This is a genomic window from Intrasporangium calvum (genome assembly GCF_028446585.1).
GTDB lineage: Bacteria > Actinomycetota > Actinomycetes > Actinomycetales > Dermatophilaceae > Intrasporangium > Intrasporangium calvum_A.
This window is the reverse complement of record NZ_JAPFQL010000039.1, coordinates 1-22,100: the sequence shown is the minus strand read 5'-3', so window position 1 is coordinate 22,100 and position 22,100 is coordinate 1. Positions and strand designations below refer to the sequence as shown.

General features: G+C 70.6%; 21 protein-coding genes and 1 riboswitch. Of the genes, 9 read left to right on the top strand and 12 right to left on the bottom strand.

Going from position 1 to position 22,100, the window contains the following annotated elements; all coding sequences use genetic code 11:
• Positions 1–68 precede the first annotated feature (68 nt).
• Genes OO014_RS10305 through OO014_RS10295 form a run of 3 tightly spaced genes read left to right on the top strand, consistent with a single transcriptional unit; the run spans position 69 to position 3,465 of the window.
• Positions 69–1,079 (top strand): SDR family NAD(P)-dependent oxidoreductase, encoded by a 1,011-nt coding sequence (locus OO014_RS10305; RefSeq protein WP_272462225.1) that lies wholly within the window; start codon positions 69–71, stop codon positions 1,077–1,079.
• Positions 1,076–2,278, top strand: a complete 1,203-nt coding sequence (locus tag OO014_RS10300; protein WP_272462224.1) for a DegT/DnrJ/EryC1/StrS family aminotransferase — start codon at positions 1,076–1,078, stop codon at positions 2,276–2,278. The genes OO014_RS10305 and OO014_RS10300 overlap by 4 nt, the downstream gene beginning before the upstream one ends.
• 53 nt (positions 2,279–2,331) lie before the next feature.
• On the top strand, positions 2,332–3,465 hold the full coding sequence (locus tag OO014_RS10295; RefSeq protein ID WP_272462223.1) for an aminotransferase class V-fold PLP-dependent enzyme: 1,134 nt from the start codon (positions 2,332–2,334) through the stop codon (positions 3,463–3,465).
• A 38-nt stretch (positions 3,466–3,503) separates the two neighbouring features.
• On the opposite strand, the gene OO014_RS10290 is transcribed toward OO014_RS10295, so the two are convergent.
• The 4 genes from OO014_RS10290 to OO014_RS10275 form a co-directional block, all read right to left on the bottom strand.
• On the bottom strand, positions 3,504–4,265 hold the full coding sequence (locus tag OO014_RS10290; protein ID WP_272462222.1) for a hypothetical protein: 762 nt from the start codon (positions 4,263–4,265) through the stop codon (positions 3,504–3,506).
• A 170-nt stretch (positions 4,266–4,435) separates the two neighbouring features.
• Positions 4,436–5,053: a DUF6318 family protein gene (locus tag OO014_RS10285; protein ID WP_272462221.1), complete on the bottom strand. Its 618-nt coding sequence runs from the start codon at positions 5,051–5,053 to the stop codon at positions 4,436–4,438.
• Positions 5,054–5,182: 129 nt separating this feature from the next.
• On the bottom strand, positions 5,183–6,238 hold the full coding sequence (locus tag OO014_RS10280; protein ID WP_272462220.1) for a S66 family peptidase: 1,056 nt from the start codon (positions 6,236–6,238) through the stop codon (positions 5,183–5,185).
• Positions 6,239–6,310: 72 nt separating this feature from the next.
• Positions 6,311–7,630, bottom strand: coding sequence for a bifunctional o-acetylhomoserine/o-acetylserine sulfhydrylase (locus OO014_RS10275; RefSeq protein WP_272462219.1), 1,320 nt, complete (start codon positions 7,628–7,630; stop codon positions 6,311–6,313).
• A 13-nt stretch (positions 7,631–7,643) separates the two neighbouring features.
• A riboswitch (SAM riboswitch) is annotated at positions 7,644–7,760 on the bottom strand.
• A gap of 162 nt (positions 7,761–7,922) precedes the next feature.
• On the opposite strand from OO014_RS10275, the gene OO014_RS10270 reads away from it, so the two are divergent.
• Both OO014_RS10270 and OO014_RS10265 read left to right on the top strand, forming a co-directional pair.
• Complete coding sequence (locus OO014_RS10270; protein WP_420485498.1) at positions 7,923–9,086, top strand: acyl-CoA dehydrogenase family protein; 1,164 nt, start codon at positions 7,923–7,925, stop codon at positions 9,084–9,086.
• A gap of 53 nt (positions 9,087–9,139) precedes the next feature.
• Positions 9,140–10,126, top strand: a complete 987-nt coding sequence (locus OO014_RS10265; protein ID WP_272462218.1) for a glycosyltransferase family 2 protein — start codon at positions 9,140–9,142, stop codon at positions 10,124–10,126.
• An 88-nt stretch (positions 10,127–10,214) separates the two neighbouring features.
• Here the strand turns inward: OO014_RS10265 and OO014_RS10260 are convergent, their stop codons facing one another.
• Together OO014_RS10260 and OO014_RS10255 are read right to left on the bottom strand one after the other, a co-directional pair.
• Complete coding sequence (locus tag OO014_RS10260) at positions 10,215–10,853, bottom strand: CoA transferase subunit B (RefSeq protein WP_272462217.1); 639 nt, start codon at positions 10,851–10,853, stop codon at positions 10,215–10,217.
• Between the two features lie 3 nt (positions 10,854–10,856).
• Positions 10,857–11,657 carry a CoA transferase subunit A gene (locus tag OO014_RS10255; protein ID WP_272462216.1) on the bottom strand — a complete coding sequence of 267 codons (801 nt, stop codon included), beginning with the start codon at positions 11,655–11,657 and terminating at the stop codon, positions 10,857–10,859.
• A gap of 262 nt (positions 11,658–11,919) precedes the next feature.
• Between OO014_RS10255 and OO014_RS10250 the strand changes: the two genes are divergently transcribed.
• Entirely contained in the window at positions 11,920–13,947 is a 2,028-nt protein-coding gene (locus tag OO014_RS10250; protein WP_272462215.1) for a peptidoglycan-binding domain-containing protein, read from the top strand.
• Here the strand turns inward: OO014_RS10250 and OO014_RS10245 are convergent.
• The 4 genes from OO014_RS10245 to OO014_RS10230 are packed head-to-tail and all read right to left on the bottom strand — an operon-like array spanning position 13,944 to position 16,953.
• A complete protein-coding gene (locus tag OO014_RS10245; protein ID WP_272462214.1) occupies positions 13,944–14,699 on the bottom strand; it encodes a TIGR03089 family protein in 756 nt (251 codons plus the stop codon). The two genes, OO014_RS10250 and OO014_RS10245, sit on opposite strands and share 4 nt — an antisense overlap.
• 7 nt (positions 14,700–14,706) lie before the next feature.
• Positions 14,707–15,864 carry an LCP family protein gene (locus OO014_RS10240; RefSeq protein ID WP_272462213.1) on the bottom strand — a complete coding sequence of 386 codons (1,158 nt, stop codon included), beginning with the start codon at positions 15,862–15,864 and terminating at the stop codon, positions 14,707–14,709.
• A complete protein-coding gene (locus OO014_RS10235) occupies positions 15,854–16,270 on the bottom strand; it encodes a DUF2304 domain-containing protein (RefSeq protein ID WP_272462212.1) in 417 nt (138 codons plus the stop codon). The genes OO014_RS10240 and OO014_RS10235 overlap by 11 nt, the downstream gene beginning before the upstream one ends.
• The gene (locus OO014_RS10230) at positions 16,267–16,953 is read right to left on the bottom strand and encodes a glycosyltransferase family 2 protein (RefSeq protein WP_272462211.1); all 687 of its coding nucleotides are present in this window, start codon (positions 16,951–16,953) and stop codon (positions 16,267–16,269) included. The genes OO014_RS10235 and OO014_RS10230 overlap by 4 nt, the downstream gene beginning before the upstream one ends.
• A 96-nt stretch (positions 16,954–17,049) precedes the next feature.
• Between OO014_RS10230 and OO014_RS10225 the strand changes: the two genes are divergently transcribed.
• Positions 17,050–19,005 carry a glycosyltransferase family 4 protein gene (locus OO014_RS10225; protein WP_272462210.1) on the top strand — a complete coding sequence of 652 codons (1,956 nt, stop codon included), beginning with the start codon at positions 17,050–17,052 and terminating at the stop codon, positions 19,003–19,005.
• Positions 19,006–19,962: a lysylphosphatidylglycerol synthase domain-containing protein gene (locus tag OO014_RS10220; protein ID WP_272462209.1), complete on the top strand. Its 957-nt coding sequence runs from the start codon at positions 19,006–19,008 to the stop codon at positions 19,960–19,962.
• Between the two features lie 9 nt (positions 19,963–19,971).
• Here OO014_RS10220 and OO014_RS10215 read toward each other — a convergent pair whose 3' ends face one another.
• Positions 19,972–20,397 carry a nitroreductase family deazaflavin-dependent oxidoreductase gene (locus tag OO014_RS10215; RefSeq protein WP_272462208.1) on the bottom strand — a complete coding sequence of 142 codons (426 nt, stop codon included), beginning with the start codon at positions 20,395–20,397 and terminating at the stop codon, positions 19,972–19,974.
• A gap of 6 nt (positions 20,398–20,403) precedes the next feature.
• Positions 20,404–21,147, bottom strand: coding sequence for a DUF3105 domain-containing protein (locus OO014_RS10210; RefSeq protein WP_272462207.1), 744 nt, complete (start codon positions 21,145–21,147; stop codon positions 20,404–20,406).
• 93 nt (positions 21,148–21,240) lie between these two features.
• Here OO014_RS10210 and OO014_RS10205 point away from each other — a divergent pair.
• On the top strand, positions 21,241–22,100 hold an 860-nt coding region (locus OO014_RS10205; protein WP_272462206.1), incomplete at its 3' end, for a DNA-3-methyladenine glycosylase family protein.

Sequence of the window (22,100 nt, the reverse complement as noted above, 5' to 3'; positions counted from 1 at the left end):
ATGACCCCAACGAAAAGGCAGCAGTGACAACGAACCCCGCCTCCGCCCCCGACCTTCGACCTCGTCCCATGGCAGGCTCCATCGCGGGCCGGACGGTCCTGGTGACCGGCTCCGACGGTTTCATCGGCAGCCACACCGTCGAGCGCCTCATCGCCGACGGCGCGCGCGTCAAGGCGTTCTGCCTCTACAACTCCAACGGGTCGCTCGGCTGGCTCGACGAGTCCGCGAGCTTCCAGCAGGCCCTGCGCGACGGGCAGGCCGAGGTCGTGCTCGGTGACATCCGGGACCCCGAGCACGTGGCCGCGTCCGTCGAGGGGGTCGACGTCGTGCTCCACCTCGCGGCGCTCATCGCGATCCCCTTCTCCTACGTCGCGCCGCGGTCCTACGTCGAGACCAACGTCATCGGGACGCTCAACGTGCTGGAGGCGGTGCGCCGGCACGGCACGCCCCGGCTCGTCAACACCTCCACGTCGGAGGTCTACGGCACGCCCGAGGAGGTGCCGATCACCGAGCACCACCCGCTGCGTGGGCAGTCGCCCTACTCCGCGACCAAGATCTCCGCGGACAAGATGTGCGAGTCCTACGCGCTGTCCTTCGAGACCCCGGTCATGACGCTGCGGCCCTTCAACACCTTCGGGCCCCGGCAGTCGGCCCGGGCCGTCATCCCGACCGTGCTGTCCCAGCTGCTCGCCGGGGCCGAGCAGGTCCGGCTCGGTGACCTGACGCCGAAGCGGGACTTCACCTTCGTCACCGACACGGCCGACGGCTTCGTCCGGGCCGCGCTCTCCGACGTGGCCCCCGGCACGACGATCCAGCTCGGCACCGGACGCACCGTGTCGGTCGGCGAGGTCGTCGAGCTGTGCCGCACCGTCACCGGCAGCACTGCCGAGATCGTCACCGAGTCGGCGCGACTGCGCCCGGAGGGATCGGAGGTGCAGATCCTGCTGTCCGACCCGACCCGTGCCAACGAGGTCCTCGGCTGGGCGCCGACGGTGTCCCTCGAGGAGGGGCTGGGCCTGACCGCAGAGTGGCTGCGCCCCCGCGTCGACCCCGAGACGGCTGCGCGGTACCACCGATGAGCGACCGCCTGGCCGCAGGAGGCTCGGAGCGCGAGGCGCACGCCCCCGGATCCCACGGCAAGGTCGGGACGATCCCGCTCGCGGTGCCCAACATCGGGGACCTGGAGCGGCACTATGTCGTCGAGGCCGTCGAGTCGGGCTACGTCTCGTCCGTCGGCCCGTTCGTCTCCGAGTTCGAGGACCGCTTCGCGCACCGGGTCGGCGCTCGCCACGCCATCGCCTGCGCCACCGGGACGGCGGCGATCCACATCGGTCTCATCCTGCTCGGCGTCGAGCGTGAGGACGACGTCCTCTGCTCCGACTTCACCTTCGTCGGATCGGTCAACCCGATCGCCTACCTCGGGGCGCGGCCGGTCTTCGTCGACTCGGAGACGCAGACCTGGAACCTCGACCCCGCGCTCGTGGCCGCGGAGCTCGACCGGCGCGCGGCGGCCGGTGAGGCGCTGCCGAAGGTCGTCGAGGTCGTCCACGTGCTCGGCCAGCCGGCCGACATCGAGCCGATCGTGGACGCGTGCGAACGTCACGGCATCGCGATCCTCGAGGACGCCGCTGAGTCCCTGGGTGCTGGGTGGTCCGCTGGGCGGTTCGCTGGCAAGCACACGGGCACCGTCGGCCGCGTCGGCTGCTTCTCCTTCAACGGCAACAAGATCGCGACCACCGGCGGCGGCGGCATGATCGTCACCGATGACGACGAACTGGCCGAGCGGGCCCGCCACCTGACGACCCAGGCCAAGGTGCCGGACATCGGCTACCTCCACGACGAGGTCGGCTACAACTACCGCCTGACCAACATTGCCGCCGGGCTCGGGCTGGCTCAGCTCGAGCGGCTGGACGAGTTCGTTGCGGCGAAGCAGCGGATCGCGGAGCGCTACGACGAGGCCTTCGCGGACCTGCCGCTCGATCTCCCGCCACGGGTCGCCGGCTTCGACGCGACGTACTGGCTCTACTCGGTCATGGTGTCCGCGGCCGACGGGCGCGGACGGGACGAGCTGCTCGCCCACCTCGGCCGGCATGGCGTGGGGGCCCGGGCGCTGTGGCGGCCGCTGCATGCGCAACCGCCGTTCGCCGGCGCGCCGGTTCTCGGCGGTGCCGTCGGGGACGGGTTCTTCGAGCGCGGCCTGTCCCTGCCCTGCTCGACGGACCTGACCGACCGCGACCAGGCTCGCGTGGTCGAGGCGGTGCGCAGCTTCTTCGGGTGACCGAAAGGCGACCACCTGGCTCGCGGTTCCTGTCGGGACCGTAAGTTGTTCGCATGGATCTTCCCCGTGCAGACGTGGACCCCGACGGCCTCCTTGAGTACTCGGTGGTCTTCACCGACCGGTCCCTGAACCACATGTCCCGACGGTTCATCGACGTCATGCAGGAACTCCTGGGGCTCCTGCGGGCGACGTACCGCGCGAACGCCGTCGCCGTCGTCCCCGGCGGGGGGACGTATGCGATGGAGGCCGTGGCCCGCCAGCTCGCCACCGGGCGGCGTGCCCTGGTCGTGCGCAACGGGTTCTTCTCGTATCGCTGGTCGCAGATCTTCGAGGCCGGGTCGATCCCGAGTGACGTGACGGTCTGCAAGGCGCGGCCCTCCAGCGACGCGGTGGACGCCGCGTGGTCACCCGCCCCGATCGAGGAGGTCGTCGACACGATCCGGCGCGAACGGCCCGAGGTCGTCTTCGCCGCCCACGTCGAGACCGCCTCCGGCATCCTGCTGCCCGACTCCTACGTCTCGGCGCTCGCGGCGGCGACCCACGAAGTGGGTGGCCTGCTCGTCCTCGACTGCATCGCTTCCGGTGCGATGTGGGTCGACATGGAGGCGCTCGACGTCGACGTCCTGATCAGCGCCCCGCAGAAGGGCTGGAGCGGCACGCCGTGTGCGGGCTACGTCATGCTCGGCGAGCGGGGCAGGGCAGCGGTCGAGGGATCCGTCTCGACGAGCTTTGCGGCAAACCTGCGGACGTGGCTCGGGGTGGCCGATGCGTATGTCGAGGGACGCGCCACCTACCACGCGACCATGCCCACGGACGGTCTCGCGCACAACACGGTGATCATGCGCGAGACCCACGACCGGGGGCTCGAAGACGTGCGGGCGGCGCAGGTCGAGCTCGGCACGCGGGTCCGGGCGCTCCTGGCGGAGCGGGGCTTCGCCTCCGTGGCCGCACCGGGCTTCGAGTCCCCCGGGGTGGTCGTGGTCCACACCGACGACCCGGCGCTCCAGTCCACCGCCCGGTTCCGGGAGGTCGGTATCCAGGCCGCAGCCGGGGTGCCGCTCCAGTGCGACGAGCCGGCCGGCTACTCGACGTTCCGGCTGGGACTCTTCGGCCTCGACAAGCTCGCGGACATCGACGGCACGGTGGCCCGGCTCGCAGACGGTCTCGACCGGCTGGGGATCCGCTGAGCGTCCGGTGATCCGTGCCACCGGAACGGGCTGGTGGCTCAGCGGACGAGCACTGCTCGGGCTTCCTTGACGGTGACCGTGGTCGCTGGCTGCGCGACGGTGACCTCGTCCGGGACCTCGATCCACGGTCCGCCGTTGACCCGGAACTGCGCGCCGAACGTGACCAGCACCCGCGCCCGGTAGCGGCCCGGTTCCCGGTAGGTGTGGGTCACCTCGCCGTGCGGGTAGGTCCCGCCGGGCGAGTCGGTCGGGCCGAAGGACGCGCTGTCGCCGAACTCGTACACGTAGCCGACCAGCCGGGGCCGGATCTGCACCCGGTAGCCGTACATCGTGGCCGGGTCGACCGTGTCGACCTCGTCCGGCTCGAACCCTTCACGGGACCAGGAGAGTCGGTAGAACGTCTCGAGGTTGACCAGCGTCGTGTCGCCCTCGGGTTGGGTCTTGACGGCGGCGGTGGCCCACCTGGTCTCGTGGAACGCCGCGATGATCATCTCGACGGTCGGGACCGGGCTCACCCCCGGGACCCGGTTGGGTAGACACGTCGTGCCGACCAGCTGCTGGTCGAGGCTCCCGGAGGGCTTGCTGCCGGCCGGCCACTCGTCCGCCGGGAGCGGGTCGCCGTCCTCGTCGACCCACCACCGGTACACGTCCGACAACGGGCCCAGGCCCTGTTCCGGGCTGTTTCCGGCACAGGCCGCCGTCGCAGCGGCGAGGCAGTGCCCGCTCAACGCCGGCCCGCCGTCGGAGTCACACCGGGAGAGCCCGAGCCGGTACTTCCAGTGCGGCTGCGGCTCGAGCATCAACCGCGCATACTCCGCGCTCAGGCGCGAAAGATCTGAACCGTTCAATGTCACCAGGGCACCGCTCTTTCGTGCGTTGCCGCCGATGCTTCCGGCCGAGGCGTAGAGCGCGCTTGAAAGAAGAAGCGTCAACGCGCCGAGCAGCCCGATGGCTGAGCAACGGGCCAGCCTCATGATGCAAGCCGCTCATCAAGGATGAGCCAACCGGAATCGGTCCAGCGAAGGAAGAACGCGAGTCTCAGTTCCTCCCGCGGATAAGACTGGATCACCTTCTCCTTGGAATCCACCAGGTCGTTCCTGAGCTGGACGCCCGTCCACAAGATGCGATGCGTCTGGTCGGGCTCCACCCCGAGTGGCGCGATTGATTTGGTATGGGCAGGGGTCCCCGAGTAGCGCAGTCCGTCGCGCTTATAGGCCTCGGCGTCCTTGAGGTTGGCGGCACAGGCTTTGGAGACCCTGACATCGCACAGGTCCCTGATCGCTTCTGGATCGGGAGTCGTCCACGCGACGTTGAGCTGATCGACGTAGTGCCTGACGAAGGCGACGGCGCCTGCCTTGGTGTGCTTGCGAGCGGCCACCGGGACACCAGCGGGGAAGTTCGGCGCGGTGCTCGTCGGAGGCGCGGGCGTGGGGCCAGTGGCCTCGGAGATCGTCACCGACCGGCTCACTGCCGGCGCGCCCGGCGCGGTGCCCGCAGGCTGCGGTGCCGCGGACTCAGCCGCGCACCCGGCGAGCGTGACCGTGAGGGCGAGCCCAGCGGCATACGGCAGCAACATTCGTATCGACATGGGTCCCCCTGACCTGGAACGGATCGCTGAACCGCCTCAAACGGGCGGAAACGCCACAGAACACTCCCACGATCCTGCCCGATCCGCACTTCGAACCGTCCCCGTCATCCACAGCGAGCGCCCACCGACTCAGGTCAGCGTCTGCGTGATCGATCGTTCGTCCGGACCCAAGCGCACGGTGGTCGGCGCCCCGTTGACCAGCGCCAGGTAGGGCGGGACGTGCCCGCACTCGACGTCGGCAATGATCGGCACGCCCAACATCCCCAGGGCATCGATGACCGCAGCCTGCTGGGAGAGCTCCGGCGAAGCGGGTGCGCGCGTCCGAGAGACGAGGATCCCGGTGCTCCGGTCGAACCAGCCGTGCAGCCGCATCGCGTGCAGCGCCCGGCAGATGTCGTAGGCCGCCCACTCCGCGACATCGAGGACGTGGACGATCCCCTCCGGCGCGTACGCGTCCGCGAAACGGTTGACGTCGCCATACGCCCCACCGGCGAGGAAGCTCAGCGTCTCCACGCAGCCGGCGACGAGGCGCCCGTGCAGGACCACTGGCTCGTCGGGAGAGCCGGAGTCGAGGCGCGTCCACGTGCCCTGCTGGTCGAGGTGGTACTCGGACGCCCCCGGCGACGCCGCCCAGTCGTCGAACCCGGCGCCGCGCCACCGACCGGGGGAGTGCTGCTCGATCCCCGCCCCAGCCGCCGAGCTCGCGACATCGAGCCAGTGGGCGACCCTGTCGGGGGTCCGATAGAGCGTGTCCATGAAGTTCTGGCCGTGGATGGTCGCGATGCCGGTCCGCAGGGTGAGCGGCGTGAGCCACGTCGACGTGTCGGAGTAGCCGACGCACCACCTCGGCTCGGCGTCGGCGATCGCGTCGAAATCGAGCAGGTCCAGCAGGTCGATGCCCGTCTCACCGCCCCACGGCGGCACGACCGCCCGGATGTCCGGGTCGGTCAGCATCCGCATCAGCTCGGCGGCTCGCTCCTCCCTGGTCGCGCTGACCTGTGAGGGCGTGTGCATGCACTCGCCGACCTCGACCTCGAACCCGCGCTCCTCCAGGAACTTCCGGGTCAGCTCGACGCGGGGCCAGAGAGCATCGGAGACACCGGAGCTCGGCGCCGTGACGCCGATCCGGTCACCCGGACGCAGGGGAGCGGGGTAGCGGACGGCGGTCGCTCGCTCAGCAGGCATGGGAGCCAGCCTAGGAGCGGGAGGAGGTGAGCGGCATACGGGATCGTCGTGCCGCCCACCCCCTCGCGCGAGTCAGCTCTTCGCCGCGGCGAACCCCTGCTCGAGGTCCGCGATGATGTCGTCGATGTGCTCGATCCCGACGGACAGGCGCACCAGGCCAGGCGTCACACCGGCGGCGAGGCGGTCTTCCTCGGGCCCCTGCGAGTGCGTCGTCGACGCCGGGTGGATGACGAGGGAGCGGACGTCGCCGATGTTGGCGACGTGGCTGTGCAGGGTCAGGCCCTCGACGAACTTCTTGCCGGCCTCGAGGCCCCCGGCGATCTCGAAGGACAGGACGGCCCCGGCGCCCCGCGGCGCGTACTTCTGGGCCGTCTCGTAGGAGGGGCTGTCGGGCAGCGAGGCCCACACGACCCGCTCGACCTGCTCATGCCCCTGGAGGAAGGCCGCAACCTTGGCGGCGTTGTCGAGGTGGCGCTCGATGCGCAGCGAGAGCGTCTCGAGACCCTGCGCGATGAGGAACGCGTTGAAGGGCGCGGCTGCGGGGCCCAGGTCGCGCAGCAGCTGGACCCGCGCCTTGAGGATGTAGGCGAGGTTGGCACCCAGGGCGCTGCCGACGCCGAGGTCACGGGCGAACACGAGCCCGTGATAGCTCTCTTCCGGCGTGTTGTAGTTGGGGAACTTCTCCGGGTCCTTGCCGTAGTCGAACCGTCCTGCGTCGACGATGACGCCGGCGATGGACGTCCCGTGGCCGCCGAGGTACTTCGTCGCGGAGTGCACGACGACGTCGGCGCCCCACTCGATCGGCCGGATGACGTAGGGCGTCGCGATGGTGTTGTCGACGACGAGCGGGACGCCGTGCTCGTGGGCCAGCGCCGCGACCGCCTCGATGTCGAGCACCTCGGCCTTGGGGTTGGCGATGGTCTCACCGAAGAGCAGCTTGGTGTTGGGCCGGATCGCCGCGCGCCACGACTCGATGGACGTGGGGTCGTCGACGAAGCTGACCTCCACGCCGAGCTTGGGCAGGGTGAACTTGAGCAGGTTGACCGTGCCGCCGTAGAGGCTGGGGGAGGCGACGACGTGGTCGCCGGCCTCGGCGATGTTGAGGATGGCCAGCGTCGTCGCGGACTGGCCGGACGCCACGAGGAGCGCGCCGACGCCGCCCTCGAGGGCCGCGATCCGCTGCTCCACGACATCCGTCGTGGGGTTCATGATCCGCGTGTAGATGTTGCCGAACTCCTTGAGCCCAAAGAGGTTTGCGGCGTGGTCGGTGTCGTTGAAGACGTAGCTCGTCGTCTGGTAGATCGGCAGGGCGCGCGCGCCGGTGGCGCTGTCGGCGCTCTGGCCCGCGTGGATCTGCTTCGTCTCGAAGGACCAGTCGGGGGTGCCACTCATGGGTGTGTCCTCACACTCGCGCTTGCGCACCGGCGGTCGCCGGTGGCCAGGTCTTCACCCGGGGCACCCCGCCGCGTTGGGGAGGGTTGCCGGTCAGCGAGCCGGGGCCGTGACGCTGACACTCATGACCTTGACGGGATGGTATGCCGCTCAGCTCGTCCCAGCCCGACGTGTCCTCATCGTGGACGCAGAGTCCTCATGCTGGACACCCCGCGTAGTGGGGCGGGGCGGGCCGGTGGCCTAAATCACTTGGACGTCCTACTAATTGTGTCTCGCGAGTAGCATTCACCTCGTGACGAGCTCTGACTTCGACCTGTTCCGGATCAGCGAGGACCACGAGGCGCTCCGCGAGGCGGTGCGTGCGGTGGCCGAGGACAAGATCGCCCCCTTCGCGGCGGCCGTTGACGAGGAGGCCCGCTACCCGCAGGAGGCGCACGACGCGCTCGTGGCCTCCGACTTCTTCGCCCCGCACGTGCCCGAGGAGTACGACGGCGTCGGCGCCGACGCGCTCGCGACGTGCATCGTCATCGAGGAGGTGTCCCGCGTCTGTGCGTCCTCCGCCCTGATCCCCGCGGTCAACAAGCTCGGCTCCCTGCCGCTCATCCTCGCCGCGAACGAGGACCTCAAGCGCAAGTACCTGCCCCCGCTGGCCCACGGCGAGACCACGTTCTCCTACGGACTCTCCGAGCGCGAGGCCGGCTCGGACACCGCGTCCATGAAGTGCCGCGCCAAGCAGGATGGCGACGACTGGGTGCTCAACGGCCAGAAGTCGTGGATCACCAACGCAGGCGTGTCGGAGTACTACACCGTGCTCGCCGTCACCGACCCCGACGGCCCGCGCGGCAACAACGTGACAGCCTTCGTCGTCGAGAAGTCCGACGCCGGCTTCACCTTCGGCGAGAAGGAGCGCAAGCTCGGCATCAAGGGCAGCCCCACCCGCGAGCTGCACTTCGACAACGTCCGGATCCCCGGGGACCGGGTCGTCGGAGCCGTCGGTGACGGCCTGAAGATCGCGCTGCGCACCCTCGACCACACCCGCGTGACCATCGGCGCCCAGGCCATCGGGATCGCCCAGGGGGCGCTCGACCAGGCCGTGGCCTATGTCAAGGAGCGCAAGCAGTTCGGCAAGCGCATCGCCGACTTCCAGGGCATCCAGTTCATGCTCGCCGACATGGCGATGGAGGTCGAGGCGGCCCGCCAGATGGTGTACGTCGCGGCCGCGAAGTCGGAGCGGGGCGACAAGGACCTGTCCTTCTTCGGTGCGGCGGCCAAGTGCTACGCCTCGGACGTCGCGATGAAGGTCACCACCGACGCGGTCCAGCTGCTCGGCGGTGCGGGCTACACGAAGGACTTCCCGCTGGAGCGGATGATGCGGGACGCGAAGATCACCCAGATCTACGAAGGGACCAACCAGATCCAGCGCATCGTGATGGCGCGTCAGCTCCTCAAGGGCTGAGGGGTAGTCTCCTCCCGACCTCAGTTGCCGAGCCCCCGGAGCGGACGCACCCCGTGGACCACCCCCCGCCCATCAGCGTCATCATGCCCTTGCTCAACGAGGAGGAGCACCTGGGTGAAGCCGTTCAGGCGATCCTCGACCAGGGCTACCCGGGTGAGCTGGAGCTGGTCCTCGCCATCGGGCGGGGACACGACAACACGTTGGGCGTCGCGCGACGCCTGGCGGGCCGCGACCCCCGGATCACCGTGGTCGAGAACCCGTCCGGGCGCACGCCCGACGCCCTGAACCTTGCCGTCGCAGCCGCCGGGCACGACATCGTCGCGCGCGTCGACGGGCACGGCTTCCTCAGCCCCGGCTACCTGGAGCGGGCGGTGACGGTGCTCGAGGAGACGGGCGCCGCGAACGTCGGCGGGGTGATGTATGCCGAGGGTGTGACGCCGTTCGAGAAGGCGGTGGCCGTCGCGATGCGGTCCCGCTTGGGAGTCGGTGGGGCGCGCTTTCACACCGGGGGACAGGCCGGACCCGCCGACACGGTCTACCTCGGCGTCTTCCGGCGGCAGTGGTTGACGCGCGCCGGTGGCTACGACGCGCGGTTCTCGCGGGCCCAGGACTGGGAGCTGAACTACCGGATCCGTCAGGCCGGCGGCACGGTCTGGTTCGACCCTGAGCTTCAGGTGCGCTACCGCCCCCGTCCCTCCGTCCGACGGCTGGCCCTCCAGTACCGGGACTACGGCCGGTGGCGCCGCGTCGTGGCCCGGGAGCACAAGGGGTCCATCAATGCCCGCTACCTCGCGGCCCCAACGGCGCTCGTCGCCAACGTGGTGGGTCTCGTCGGGGGGTTCTTCTGGGCACCGTTGTGGGTCATCCCGGCGACCTACGCCACGGCGATCACCGTGGGTGGTCTGGCCATCGGTCGGCATGACGGTCCGGCGGTCGCGGTGCGCGTCCCGGCCGTGCTCGCGACGATGCACGCCAGCTGGGGCTGGGGGTTCCTGACGAGCCGACCCGGTCAGCTCCTGCCGGACACTGACGAGCCCTGAGGCAGGGGCGGGGGGTCCGCGCCCCGTCGAAGATGGGGAGGGCCCCGGGCGCTGTGCGCTCGGGGCCCTCCTCATCGTTGTCGTCCGGTCAGCCCAGGTCGACGGTGAAGTCGGGCTCGGTCTTCTCGCGGACCTCGTCCTCGGTGACGCCGGGGGCCAGCTCGCGCAGGACGAGGCCGGTGTCGGTGACGTCGAAGACGCACAGGTCGGTGATGATCCGCTGCACGACGCCCTTGCCGGTGTAGGGCAGGGAGCAGTCCTTGACGATCTTGTAGGCGCCGTCCTTGGCGTTGTGCTCCATCAGGACGATGACCTTCTTGGCGCCGTGGACCAGGTCCATCGCGCCGCCCATGCCCTTGACCATCTTGCCGGGGATCATCCAGTTGGCGATGTCGCCCTTCTCGGAGACCTGCATCGCGCCCAGGATCGCCGCGTCGACCTTGCCGCCGCGGATCATCCCGAAGGAGGTCGCGGAGTCGAAGAACGAGGCGCCCTTGCGCAGGGTCACGGTCTCCTTGCCGGCGTTGATCAGGTCGGGGTCCTCGTCCCCCTCGAACGGGTAGGCCCCGACCCCGAGGATGCCGTTCTCGGACTGCAGCACGATCTCCACGTCGTCGGGCACGTAGTTCGGCACCAGGGTCGGCAGGCCGATCCCCAGGTTGACGTAGGCACCGTCGGACAGCTCCGCGGCCGCCCGGGCGGCCATCTGCTCACGGGTCATCGCCATGGCTCAGCCCTCCTGGCTCTCGGTGGTCGCGTCGGGGCGGGGCCGCACGGTGCGCCGCTCGATCCGCTTCTCGCTCGCCTGCTCCGGCGTCAGCGGCAGCACCCGGTGCACGAAGATGCCGGGCAGGTGCACCTCATCCGGGTGCAGCTGCCCCGGCTCGACGAGCTGCTCGACCTCGGCGATGGTGATCTTGCCGGACATCGCGCACAGCGGGTTGAAGTTGCGCGCCGACTGGTTGAACACGAGGTTGCCGTGCCGGTCGCCCTTCGCCGCACGCACGAGGGCGTAGTCGGCGCGGATGGCCTGCTCGAGCACGAACGTCCTGATCTGGCCGTCGACCTCGAAGTCCTGGGTCTGCTTGGCCGGGGAGGCGATCGCGACGTTGCCGTGGGCGTCGTACTTCCACGGCAGCCCGCCCTCGGCGACCTGGGTGCCCGCGCCGGTGATCGTGAAGAACGCCGGGATCCCGACCCCGCCGGCGCGCAGCCGCTCCGCGAGCGTGCCCTGCGGGGTCAGCTCGACCTCGAGCTCGCCGTGCAGGTACTGCCGCTCGAACTCCTTGTTCTCACCGACGTACGAGGCGACCATCCGGCGGATCCGCTTGTCCTTGAGCAGGATCCCCAGACCCCAGTCATCGACGCCACAGTTGTTGGAGACGGCCTCCAGATCCTGGATGCCGGCGTCATGGATCGCCGCAATGAGCACGGAGGGAATACCACAGAGACCAAAACCACCGACCGCCAGCGACATCCCGTCACTGATCCCGGCGATGGCCTCCTGAGGGGTGGAGACGACTTTGTCCATGTCGCGGACTCTATAGGCCTCCGTTTCGGCCGCGGGCGTGGGGTGCCCCCACTTCGGCACCCCGCACGTGGTGGCACAGCACGTGACGAAGCCGACACCAGGAAGGGAGCTCCTCCCGACGCGGAGCGCCACGGCGAATTACAGATCTGTAGTTCAGCGGACTCGCTTGTTAAGGATGTGACTGGAGTGCATAAATGGTTCGACTGCACACTCGTGGGGAAGTGGGCGTCCTCTTGTTCCAGCGCACTGAATCGAGTCCGCCATGGCTCTTCGTCACCACCTCGCGCTCGCGTTCGCCGCGCCTGCCCTTGTGATCCCGCATGCCGCGGTCCCAGCCCACGCCTACACCCCGCCCGCGCCTCCGACGAAGACACTGCCCAAGGCTCTGGACGTCTACGTGCCCTATCAGGGCCAGACCGTCTGTGACCCTGTCGCCCGACCCGGGGTGCTGGCGTTCGCCAAGCTGATGACGAGCCACTACCAGCTGGGTTCGACGAGTCTCATCGGCCGGAGCTGCGCCGGCGACGTCTCCGAGCACTACGACGGGCGTGCGTGGGACTGGATGCTGGACGTCGACGATCCGGAGGAGTCGGCCGTTGCCCGCAGCGTTCTCACCTGGTTGACGAAGGCCGACGCCAATGGCGTCCCCGGAGCCATGGCCCGGCGCTTCGGCATCATGTACATCATCTACGACCGCAAGATGTGGCGGTCGTACGCCCCCGAGCGTGGCTGGGCCCCGTACGACGGCAGCAACCCGCACACCGACCACATCCACTTCAGCTTCAACTACAACGGGGCGGCCGCCCGGACCTCGTGGTGGACCGGTGCAGCCGCGACGACCGTCCTCACGTCCCTTCCGGGGGCCGGTACGACAACCGTCACCATCCCCGCCCCCGCGGCCGTCCTCTCCTTCGGCATGCAGTCCGAAGCGGTGCGACAGCTGCAGGTTCGGCTCGGCAACCTCCCGACCACGGGGTACTTCGGCTCGATGACCCGGGCTCGGGTCACTGAGTACCAGCAGTTTGCCGGGCTCCCGCAGACGGGCATCGCGGACCTCAAGACGCAGGAGATTCTTGCGCGACGGGGTTGGCGAACCGTCACTGCGGCCTTCCCGACCCTGTCTGCGGGCACGACGTCGAGCGCCGTGAAGACGCTGCAGACGAAGCTGGGAGCGCTGCCGACGACGGGCTACTACGGCTCACTGACCAAGGCGCGCGTGCTCGAGTACCAGAAGTTCGTCGGCCTCCCGGCGACGGGCACCGCCGACCCCGTGACGCAGTACCGACTGTGGGTCCGGGGCTGGACGGCCGCCACGGCAGAGGGCTCGGGCACCCCGACCACGTATCCCACCCTGTCCTTCGGGATGACCTCGACCGCCGTGAAGAAGCTCCAGACCGAGCTGGGAGGCCTGCCCACGACCGGGTACTTCGGCCCGCTGACCCAGGCCCGGGTCACCGACTACCAGAAGGCGGTCGGCCTGCGCGCGACCGGCGTCGCGGACCACGCGACGCAGGAGCTGCTCTACACGAAGGGTTGGCCCAGGACCTATCCGACGCTGTCCTTCGGAATGACGTCCACCGCGGTGAAGAACCTGCAGGCCAAGCTGGGCGAGCTCCCGACCACGGGCTACTTCGGCCCGCTCACCAAGGCCCGCGTCGTCGAGTACCAGCGCTTCCTGGGCCTGTCGGCCACCGGCGTGGCCGACAACCGCACCCAGCAGCTGCTCTACACCAGAGGCTGGTCGACGGTCGTCCTCGCGAGCACCGTCACCGATCAGGAAGGAACGGTCGTGACCGCTTTCGCCACCGCGCCTCAAGGCTCCGCGACGCTCAGTCCCGGGATCGCCACCGTCTCCACGACGACGACCTTCACGCCCTTCAAGGACCTGGTGCTGGGGCAGGGCTCCAGAGGCGCCGCGGTCCGGACGCTGCAGCGTGCCCTCGGGGGAGTCGCCGTTGACGGCGTCTTCGGAGCGGTCACCCGGGACAAGGTGACGGCCCTCCAACGCTCCGTCGGGCTCGCACAGACCGGCGTCGTCACATCCGACGTCTGGGATGCCCTGGAGGCCAAGGCGTTCCCGTTCGCCGCGCACCGCACGACGGTCCTCCGGCTCGGAGACACCGGACCGGAGGTGTCAGCCATCCAGCGCGTGCTCGGTGTTCGCGTCACCGGGGTGTTCGACGAGTCGACGCGAGTCGCAATCAAGGAGGCTCAGGCCAAGGCCGGTCTGGCCAGCACCGGTGTCGTGGCGTCGCGAACCTGGTCGCTCTTCGACCGGCTCGCGGTCTAGGCCGGATCCGTCACCCCTCGGACCGCGGGTCCGGTCACGCCTTCGGACTCCAGCCTGCGCGCCAGCGCGTCCGGCCCGGCGGCAGCTGAGCCGCGCATGACGACGACGGAGCCGTCAGCCGCCCAGACGGTCAGGGCGACGGCGAGGAGCCGGCCCAGGGTGTCGTCGACCGCCACCCTCGGCGCTTCGCCCCAGCCGGGCTGGGCCTGGACGAGCGTGGCGTACGGCGTGTCCACGCCATCGAGGCTGAGAGCCAGGTCATCGGGCTCTGGATCGGCCATCGGGGAGAACTGGTCGCCATGGGTCGCCAGCTCCTTCGCCTCGTCGACCGCCCCGCCGGCGTCAGCGGCGGACGGGTGCGAACGCGCCAGCGCGGGGAGGGCGACGAGCACGGCATCGCCGCCGTGGGCCGCGGCGGCGACGGGGTCGCTGGTCACGAGGACATCCGCGTCGGCTGCCGCGTCCCCGATGACCACCGTGGCGCCGACGGACCACGTGGCCCACGCCCAGTAGACGGCTCGCCAGTGAGCGGGCAGGTCCAGGCCGACCGTCGTGCCGGGGCCGGCCGCGCAGTCGTCCTGGAGGAGGTTGGCGGCCTTGGCGACCCAGTTGGCCAGGACCCGTGCGCTCAGCTCGATGCGCTCCCCCTGAGTGGGGCCGGGTGCGTCGTCGTACCACGTGAGACGGGGCCGCCCGGAGTCGCTGGCGACCAGGCGGGAGAGGACGTCGGCAGGGAACAGCGGGCCGGTCATCTCGGTCTCACTTCTCGTCCTCGCCCGGGGTCGTCCCGGGCGGTGGCTCGGTCAGCGGCTTGTCATCACGCAGCGCACGGAACAGGCTGAGAGCCCGCTCGCTGTCCCACTTGACGGCGAGACCGGCGTTGTCGGTGGGGTAGGCCATGTCCTCGATGGGGACGGTCAGGGACAGGCCCTCCTCGCCGCTGACCGCACGCATGGCCTGCAGGATCCGGTAGGCGTCGAGCAGCGAGGTCTCCTCGCCGACGGCAACGCCGCTGGCGGCCGCGTCGACGAACGTCGTGTAGCGCCACGGGATGAGCACCGTGGACGGCGTCGCGGACTGCTTCATCAGGGCACCGAGGAACTGGCGCTGGCGCGTGGCCCTGCCGATGTCGCCGAGCGGGTCCTCGTAGCGCGACCGGACGTAGCCGAGGGCGTTCCTGCCGTCGAGGACCTGACAGCCCTTCTCGAGGTCGATGCCGGCCTTGTCGTCCTTCATGTCCCGCGGGACGCAGATCTCGACGCCGCCGATCGCGTCGACCATGCCGGCGAAGCCGCCGAGGCCGATCTCCAGGTAACCGTCGATGTGCAGGCCGGTGACCTGCTCGACCGTCTGGGTCAGCAGTTTCGGGCCCCCGAACGTGAAGGCGGCGTTGATCTTGTTGCTGCCGTTGCCGGGGATCGGGACGTAAGAGTCTCGAGGGAGGGAGATGAGGACCGGCTTGCCGCCACTCTCGGACACGTGGACGAGCATGATCGTGTCGGTCCGGTTGCCCTCGGCCGTGCCGGTCTTGAGCTGCCGGCGCTGCTTGGCCGTCAGGCCTTCTCGGCTGTCGGAGCCGACGAGGAGGTAGTTGTGGCCCGAGGTGTCCTCCGGTCGGTCCCCGGCTGGGATGTTGTCCACCCGCGAGATGCCGTTCCAGGCCGAGACCGGCACCCAGACCATGAAGGCCAGCCACCCGACGACGAGCAGTCCCACGACGAGCAGGGTGATCCGGCCCTTGCGGAGTCTCGTGCGCGGAGGCGGCATCTGCGGACGTGCGGGCCGGGCCGCGGGGGCCTCGGGGGGCGGCGCCGGTCGCCCTGTCGGTCGGGCCGACCGACCCTTGCGGGTGTCGACGACGTAGACATCGTCATCGGGAGCGCCTGCGCCGAGCGGGTGGCGGGGTTCAGTCGGCATCGGTGGCCTTCGGGGTGGGTGGGGAGGGCGGCGCCGGAGACGCGAGCCCGTCGGGGAACGCCTCGCGGACCGGCACTGCTTCGTCGAGCGCGATCCGACGGGCGAGCCGGGTGTAGCGGACCTCCATCTCACGGAACCGCTTGAAGGTCGTCACGACGAAGCCGAGGAAGGCCACGACGAGGCCGTAGAGGATGAGGTCGGCGCCTCGGCCGACCCCGAGGAACTGGGCCAGGCTCGTCCACGTCTTGCTCGGGTCGATGATCGAGTAGATGGCGAGGCCGGCCAGGCCGAGCAGGCCGAGGCGACGGACGGCCTGGGTCCGTTGTCCGGTGCCGGCGAGCAGCCGCCAGGCGATCGCGAGCGTCGCCGCGATGAGCAGGATCTGGATGACACTCTGTCGACTCATCGCCAGATCAGCTCCGCAAGGATGTTGACGGCATTCCACAGGGACTGCCCCTTGGCCCTGCTGTAGTCCGTGTAGAGGATGTGCACCGGCGCCTCGGCGTACGTGACCTGGCGGCCGTCGAAGCGCATCGCCCCGATCTGGGCGACGATCTCGGACGCATGGGCCATCCGGTTCTGGGTGATGTCGAGCCGTTCGACCACTCGGCGCTCGAGCACGCGCAGGCCGTTGTGGGCGTCCGTGAGCCGCGTGCCCGTCGTGAGGTTGGTGTAGGCCACTGCGAGGCGCAGCACGAGCTTCTTCAGGCCCGACGCCTCGGTCCGGTCGTCGAGGAAGCGCGAACCGAAGACGACCTGCACCTCGCCGGCCCTGATGAGGTCCAGCATCGCCGCCACGTCGGAGATCTGGTGCTGCCCGTCCGCATCGAACGTCACGCAGTAGCGCATGGCCGGGTCGGACAGGGCGTAGTCGAAGCCGGTCTGCAGCGCGGCGCCCTGCCCGAGGTTGACGGGGTGCCGCACGACCACGGCTCCCGCCTCCTCGGCCCTGGCCGCCGAGTCATCGGTCGAGCCGTCGTCCACGCAGACGACCTTCGGGAAGGTGCTGCGGGCGGTGCGCACGACGTCGCCGATGACCTTCGCCTCGTTGTAGAGCGGCACCACGAGCCACACGTCGTTCGCTTGCATCACCACCAGAGTAAAGCGGAGGCGGCAGTGCCCTGTCCCGGCGCCACGCAGACGGCGGTCCTGGCCGCACCGGCGCCGGGGCTAGAGTCGGTCCCGATGACCGACCTGAGGCTCGACGACCTGGCACCGCCGACCGCCGGTGCAGCCGCCCTGCGCATCGCGGTGGTGGGCCCGACCCACCCGCACAAGGGCGGCGTCGCCGCACACACGACGATGCTGGCGCACCACCTGAGCGACGCCGGCCACGACGTGACCCTGGTCTCGTGGGCGCACCTCTATCCGTCCAAGCTCCACCATGCCGATGCCACGGTGCCTCAGGGCGCGCCGGAGGTCCCGCCGTTTCCCCGGACGGTCCGGACGCTCAGCTGGGCCCGGCCGGACACCTGGGTCCGGGCGGGCCGGCGGCTCCGCGACGTCGACGCGGTGCTCGTGGTCCACGTCATGCCGCCCGTCGTGCCGGCGCACCTCGCGCTGCTGCGGGCCGCTGGCGCGCTCCCCGGGCTCCCCGGGCCGCGCCCCCAGTCCGTCGTCGTGTGCCACAACGTGCTGCCCCACGAATCCCGGCCCGGCGACACCGCCCTGATGCGCATGCTCTTCGCCAAGGTCGACGCGACGCTGGTCCACAGCGCGGAGCAGGCCACCCTCGCCCACGACCTCGGGGCACGCCGGGTCTCCGTGGCCGACCTTCCGCCCCACCTGCCCGGCGGTGACCCCGTCTCGCGTGACCCACGGACCGGCCCCACCCGACTCCTCGCCCTCGGGCTCGTGCGCGAGTACAAGGGGATCGACGTCCTGCTGCGGGCCATGCTCGACGTGCCCGACATCAACCTCACCATCGCCGGGGAGATCTGGCCGTCGCAGCGCGAGGTCATCGGACGGCTCGTGACCGACCCGCGACTCGCCGGCCGGATCGAGATCCGCGACGGTTACGTGCCGGCGGACGAGCTCGCGGCGCTCCTCGCCGACCACGACGTCCTGGCGCTGCCCTACCGCTCGGCCACGGCATCCCAGAACGTCATCCTCGGACACGCCCACGGGCTGCCGGTGCTGGCCTCCGACATCGCACCCTTCTCCGCGCAGATCGAGGACGGGGTCAACGGCCTGCTCGTGCCGCCGGAGGACGAGCGGGCGCTCGCGGGAGCGTTGCGCCGCCTGCGCGACCCGCAGGTCCGGGCGCGACTGGCCGAGGGCGTGCAGACCCCTGACCTGTCGGGCCCCTGGGCCCACTACCTCGGCACGATCGAGGCGCTCGCGGCCGAGGAGCCCGTGGGACTGGAGGAGAGCGGCGACGAGACAACCCCTTCGGGCAGCGAGGCCGCACCGGCCTCCCTGCCGCTGCGCGGTGCACGTCTCCTCTCCACCGCCCGGTCCCGGGTGCAGGCACGACTGCGTGCGCGACGTCCGCTGGTCGAGCTGCACCGCTCCGACCTGCCCGACTGGGTGCTGCCGACGGACGTCCTCAGCGACCCGCTCGAGGCTGAGGAGGCGCGCCGGCTGGCCCGTCACCTGGGCCTTCCCCTGTCGCTCGACAAGGTGTCGACGTGGGCCGCCCTGGGGGCGCTCGCCGCGATCCTGCGCATCCGCGACGACGGCCGCCGGAGCGCCATCATCGTCGACGAGACCGGCACGCGGTCGATCCTGTCTCGGTGGGCCCGCGCGGTCGGCTTCGCCCCCGTCGAGATCGACTTCACGGGGTCGCAGCCGAGCGTCACCGCCCTCGACGTCGACACCGGCTCCCTCGACGTCATCGCGCGGATCCACCCCCGGGGCTGCGACGCGGAGGACGTCGACCACGTCCTCGAGCAGGCGTCCTGGGCGCTGCGCTCCGGAGGTCTGCTCATCGTCACGGTCCCGATCGGCCCATTGTCCGCTCAGGGAGCGGTCGGCCCCGCCGACGTTCGCGGCATCCTGGCCCGAGCCCATGACCTCGGGTTCGTCCTGGTCGGCGACCTCGATGGTGACGTCAACGCCCGCATGCGCGAAGCCGGCGCGCGAGCGAGAGCCGACTCAGCGGCATACGGCCTCGTGCTGCTGACCCTGAGGAGGCGCTGAGTGGACCGCGGTCGACTCCTCACGGCAGTCCGGGTCGGCATTGCCGTCGTGACGCTCGGGGCCGTGGTCTACGCCGTCGCGCGCAACTGGGCCGACGTGTCGGTCCACCTCGGGAAGGTCTCGCTCGGCGCCTTTGCGGCTGCCACGCTCGCCGCCGCGGTCGGGACCTGGCTGACCATGATCGGGTGGCGGATCATCCTGCGCGACCTCGGCTCCAACCTGCATCTCGCGCCGGCCACCGGCGTGTACTTCGTCGGGCAGCTCGGCAAGTACCTGCCCGGGTCACTCTGGTCGGTGCTCGTCCAGGCCGACATCGCCGCCCACCTGCGGGTGCCGCGACGCCGGACCGCCGTGACCGGCCTGCTCGCGCTCGGCCTCGCGCTGCTGACCGGCGTGCTCGTCGGCCTGCCATCCGTGGGCTTCCTGCTGCGCCAGTCGGGCGAAGGCTTCTCGTGGTGGCTGGTCCTCGCCGTGCCGCTCGTCGTCCTGCTCCTCGTGCCACGCCTGCTGAACTGGTCCATCGCGACGATGCTGCGGCTGATCCGCCGACCCCCGCTCGAGCACGAGCTGTCCGCGGGAGCCCTCCTCAAGGCCGTCATCACCTTCGTGCTCGTGTGGCTGTCCTTCGGGGTGCACACGTGGCTGCTCGCGACGGCGGTCGCCGGCGAGGCCCCTCACCCCGATCTCGGCACGGCGGCCCTGACCGGCTACGCCCTCTCCGTCTCGCTCGGCATGCTCCTCATCGTGCTGCCCGCGGGGCTCGGTGCGAGGGAGGGGCTGCTCACCCTGATCCTGTCCGCGGCCATCCCCACCCCCGCGGCGGCAGCAGTGGCGATCATGTCCCGCTTCATCGTCACCCTGCTCGACGTCGTCGCCGCCCTGGTCGGCTGGCTCTATGCGCGATCGCACGACCTGCTCAGCGCCCGCCGCGAGCGCGCCCTCGAGCCAGAAGGCTGAGGGCAGCGGCTAGGCCCGCTCCAGCACGAAGACGGGGATGACCCGGTCCGTCTTCTGCTGGTAGTCCGCATAAGGCGGGAAGGCCGCCACGCAGACGGGCCACCAGTCGGACCGCTTCTCGGGACCGAGCTCGCGAGCCCGGACCCGGAGGGTCTCCGTGCCGTCCTGCAGGTCGAGGACCGGGTGGGCCCGCAGGTTGTGATACCACTGCGGGTGCTCGGGCCGGCCCCCCTGGCTGGCGACCGCGGCGTAGACACCGTCTCGCTCGACGCGCATCAGCGGCACCTTGCGGATCGCGCCGGTCCGCGCACCGCGCATCGTCAGGAGGACGACCGGCAGCCCCATGATGTCGACCGAGGCCGTCGTGCCGGTCTCCTCGATGCGTTCGACCTGCTGGCGGACCCAGCTGCTCGGGCTGGGGACGTAGTCGGACACGCTGCGTCAGGCCGCGCCGGGCTCGGGCGCCGACGACCAGGGGAACTTCTTGACGAAGTCCTCGACGACGCTGACGTTGAGACCGCCGCAGTACTGGCGCTTGCCGCTCTGCTCACCGACCTGGCCCGTCTGGGCGTTGACGTTCGCTGCCCAGTGGGTGAGCGCGTACTTCTTGCCCTCGGGGAAGGCGCCCCGCGACGTGTCCCACGGCGTGATGATGAACTTGTTGGCGGACTCCGGCATGGCGTTGATCCGCTCGGCGAGGGCCGCGAACTGCGAGGCCTGGCTCTGCTCGACCGAGGGGTCGTACCAGAGGACCGTGTAGCCGTGCTCCAGGTTGTGGACGAGCGCCTCGACCTGCGGGGCATCGGCGACGGTGTAGACCCGCCGCTCAGACAGGGCGGGCTGCGCGAAGTGCTTCCCGCTCGCCGGGGGCGCGGTGTCGTACTCGACCCGCTCCGTGTCCGCGACGTTCGTGCCGGGGCCGACGTGGTCGGACGAGCCGGTCGCCGGGTCGTCGATGACTGGGTCGCATGCTGCGGCAGCGACGTCCCCCATCATCCCCTGGAGGGCCTCGTCCTTCTTGCTCTGCTCGCCGAGGATGGCCCAGGTGACCGCGCCGCCGATGAGGGCGATGACGAGGACGACGGCGCCGATGACGAGCAGGAACCGCCGGCGTTCGGCCGCCTTGGCCTGGGCTTGCATTGCGGCGACGCGCTCGCGTCGGTCTCGGCTCGTCTCGCGGGCCATCGTTCCTCGTTCCGGTCGGGCTGACGGTGGTCAGGGGCAGAGCGTTGGGGTCGCATTCAACGACCGGGGTCGAGTGTAGGCGAGACTGTCCCCGTGACCGAAGGGAAGGTGCGGCTGTGGCGAGTTGACCGCGAGATCAACCTCCGCGCGCAGCTGTCGGTCTTCCAACGCGGCGCTGGGGACCCGACGAGCCGCTGGGGCGCCGACGGGTCCTTCACGCGGGCCGCGCAGACTCCCGACGGGCCGGGCACACTCCATCTCGTATGCCGCTCAGCCGGCTCCGCGGTCGAGTGCACGGCGTGGGGGGCGGGGGCCCGGTGGCTCCTCGACTCCGTCCCCCAGCTGCTGGGCGCCGCCGACGACCCGGCCGGCTTCGAGCCGCGGCATCCCGTGGTCGCGGACGCGTGGCGGCGGTTCGCGCACTGGCGGGTGCCGCGTTCGGGCCTGGTCATGGACGCCCTCGCCCCTGCCGTCATCGAGCAGAAGGTGACCGGCCAGGAGGCTTTCTCGGGCTACCGGCGCCTGGTCCGCCGGTTCGGTGAGCCGGCTCCGGGACCGTTGGGGGAGCGGTTGTGGGTGCCCCCGAGCGCCGCCGAGTGGGCGATGATCCCGTCCTGGGCGTGGTTGCAGGCCTCGGTCGACGGCGCCCGGTCCCGCGCCCTCGTCGGCGCGGCCAGGGTGGCGGGTCGCCTCGAGCAGTGCGTCAGCCTGACCTGGCCGCAGGCGCAGACTCGCCTGCGTGCCCTGCCGGGCATCGGCGTGTGGACGGCCGCCGAGGTGGCCCAACGAGCGCTGGGCGACGCCGACGCGGTCAGCTTCGGCGACTACCACGTGGCCAAGGACCTCGGGTGGGCGCTGCTCGGCCGGCCCGTCGACGACGCGGGTCTGGCCGAGCTGCTCGAGCCGTACGCCGGCCACCGCTACCGGGTGCAGCAGCTGCTCGCGCTGGCCGG

Bases quoted from the DNA above. Each gene is read 5' to 3' on its own strand.
- OO014_RS10305 (WP_272462225.1), top strand. From the start codon at position 69: ATGGCAGGCTCCATCGCGGGCCGGACGGTCCTGGTGACCGGCTCCGAC.
- OO014_RS10300 (WP_272462224.1), top strand. From the start codon at position 1,076: ATGAGCGACCGCCTGGCCGCAGGAGGCTCGGAGCGCGAGGCGCACGCC.
- OO014_RS10295 (WP_272462223.1), top strand. From the start codon at position 2,332: ATGGATCTTCCCCGTGCAGACGTGGACCCCGACGGCCTCCTTGAGTAC.
- OO014_RS10290 (WP_272462222.1), bottom strand. From the start codon at position 4,265: ATGCTCGAGCCGCAGCCGCACTGGAAGTACCGGCTCGGGCTCTCCCGG.
- OO014_RS10285 (WP_272462221.1), bottom strand. From the start codon at position 5,053: ATGTCGATACGAATGTTGCTGCCGTATGCCGCTGGGCTCGCCCTCACG.
- OO014_RS10280 (WP_272462220.1), bottom strand. From the start codon at position 6,238: ATGCCTGCTGAGCGAGCGACCGCCGTCCGCTACCCCGCTCCCCTGCGT.
- OO014_RS10275 (WP_272462219.1), bottom strand. From the start codon at position 7,630: ATGAGTGGCACCCCCGACTGGTCCTTCGAGACGAAGCAGATCCACGCG.
- OO014_RS10260 (WP_272462217.1), bottom strand. From the start codon at position 10,853: ATGGCGATGACCCGTGAGCAGATGGCCGCCCGGGCGGCCGCGGAGCTG.
- OO014_RS10255 (WP_272462216.1), bottom strand. From the start codon at position 11,657: ATGGACAAAGTCGTCTCCACCCCTCAGGAGGCCATCGCCGGGATCAGT.
- OO014_RS10250 (WP_272462215.1), top strand. From the start codon at position 11,920: ATGGCTCTTCGTCACCACCTCGCGCTCGCGTTCGCCGCGCCTGCCCTT.
- OO014_RS10245 (WP_272462214.1), bottom strand. From the start codon at position 14,699: ATGACCGGCCCGCTGTTCCCTGCCGACGTCCTCTCCCGCCTGGTCGCC.
- OO014_RS10240 (WP_272462213.1), bottom strand. From the start codon at position 15,864: ATGCCGACTGAACCCCGCCACCCGCTCGGCGCAGGCGCTCCCGATGAC.
- OO014_RS10235 (WP_272462212.1), bottom strand. From the start codon at position 16,270: ATGAGTCGACAGAGTGTCATCCAGATCCTGCTCATCGCGGCGACGCTC.
- OO014_RS10230 (WP_272462211.1), bottom strand. From the start codon at position 16,953: ATGCAAGCGAACGACGTGTGGCTCGTGGTGCCGCTCTACAACGAGGCG.
- OO014_RS10225 (WP_272462210.1), top strand. From the start codon at position 17,050: ATGACCGACCTGAGGCTCGACGACCTGGCACCGCCGACCGCCGGTGCA.
- OO014_RS10210 (WP_272462207.1), bottom strand. From the start codon at position 21,147: ATGGCCCGCGAGACGAGCCGAGACCGACGCGAGCGCGTCGCCGCAATG.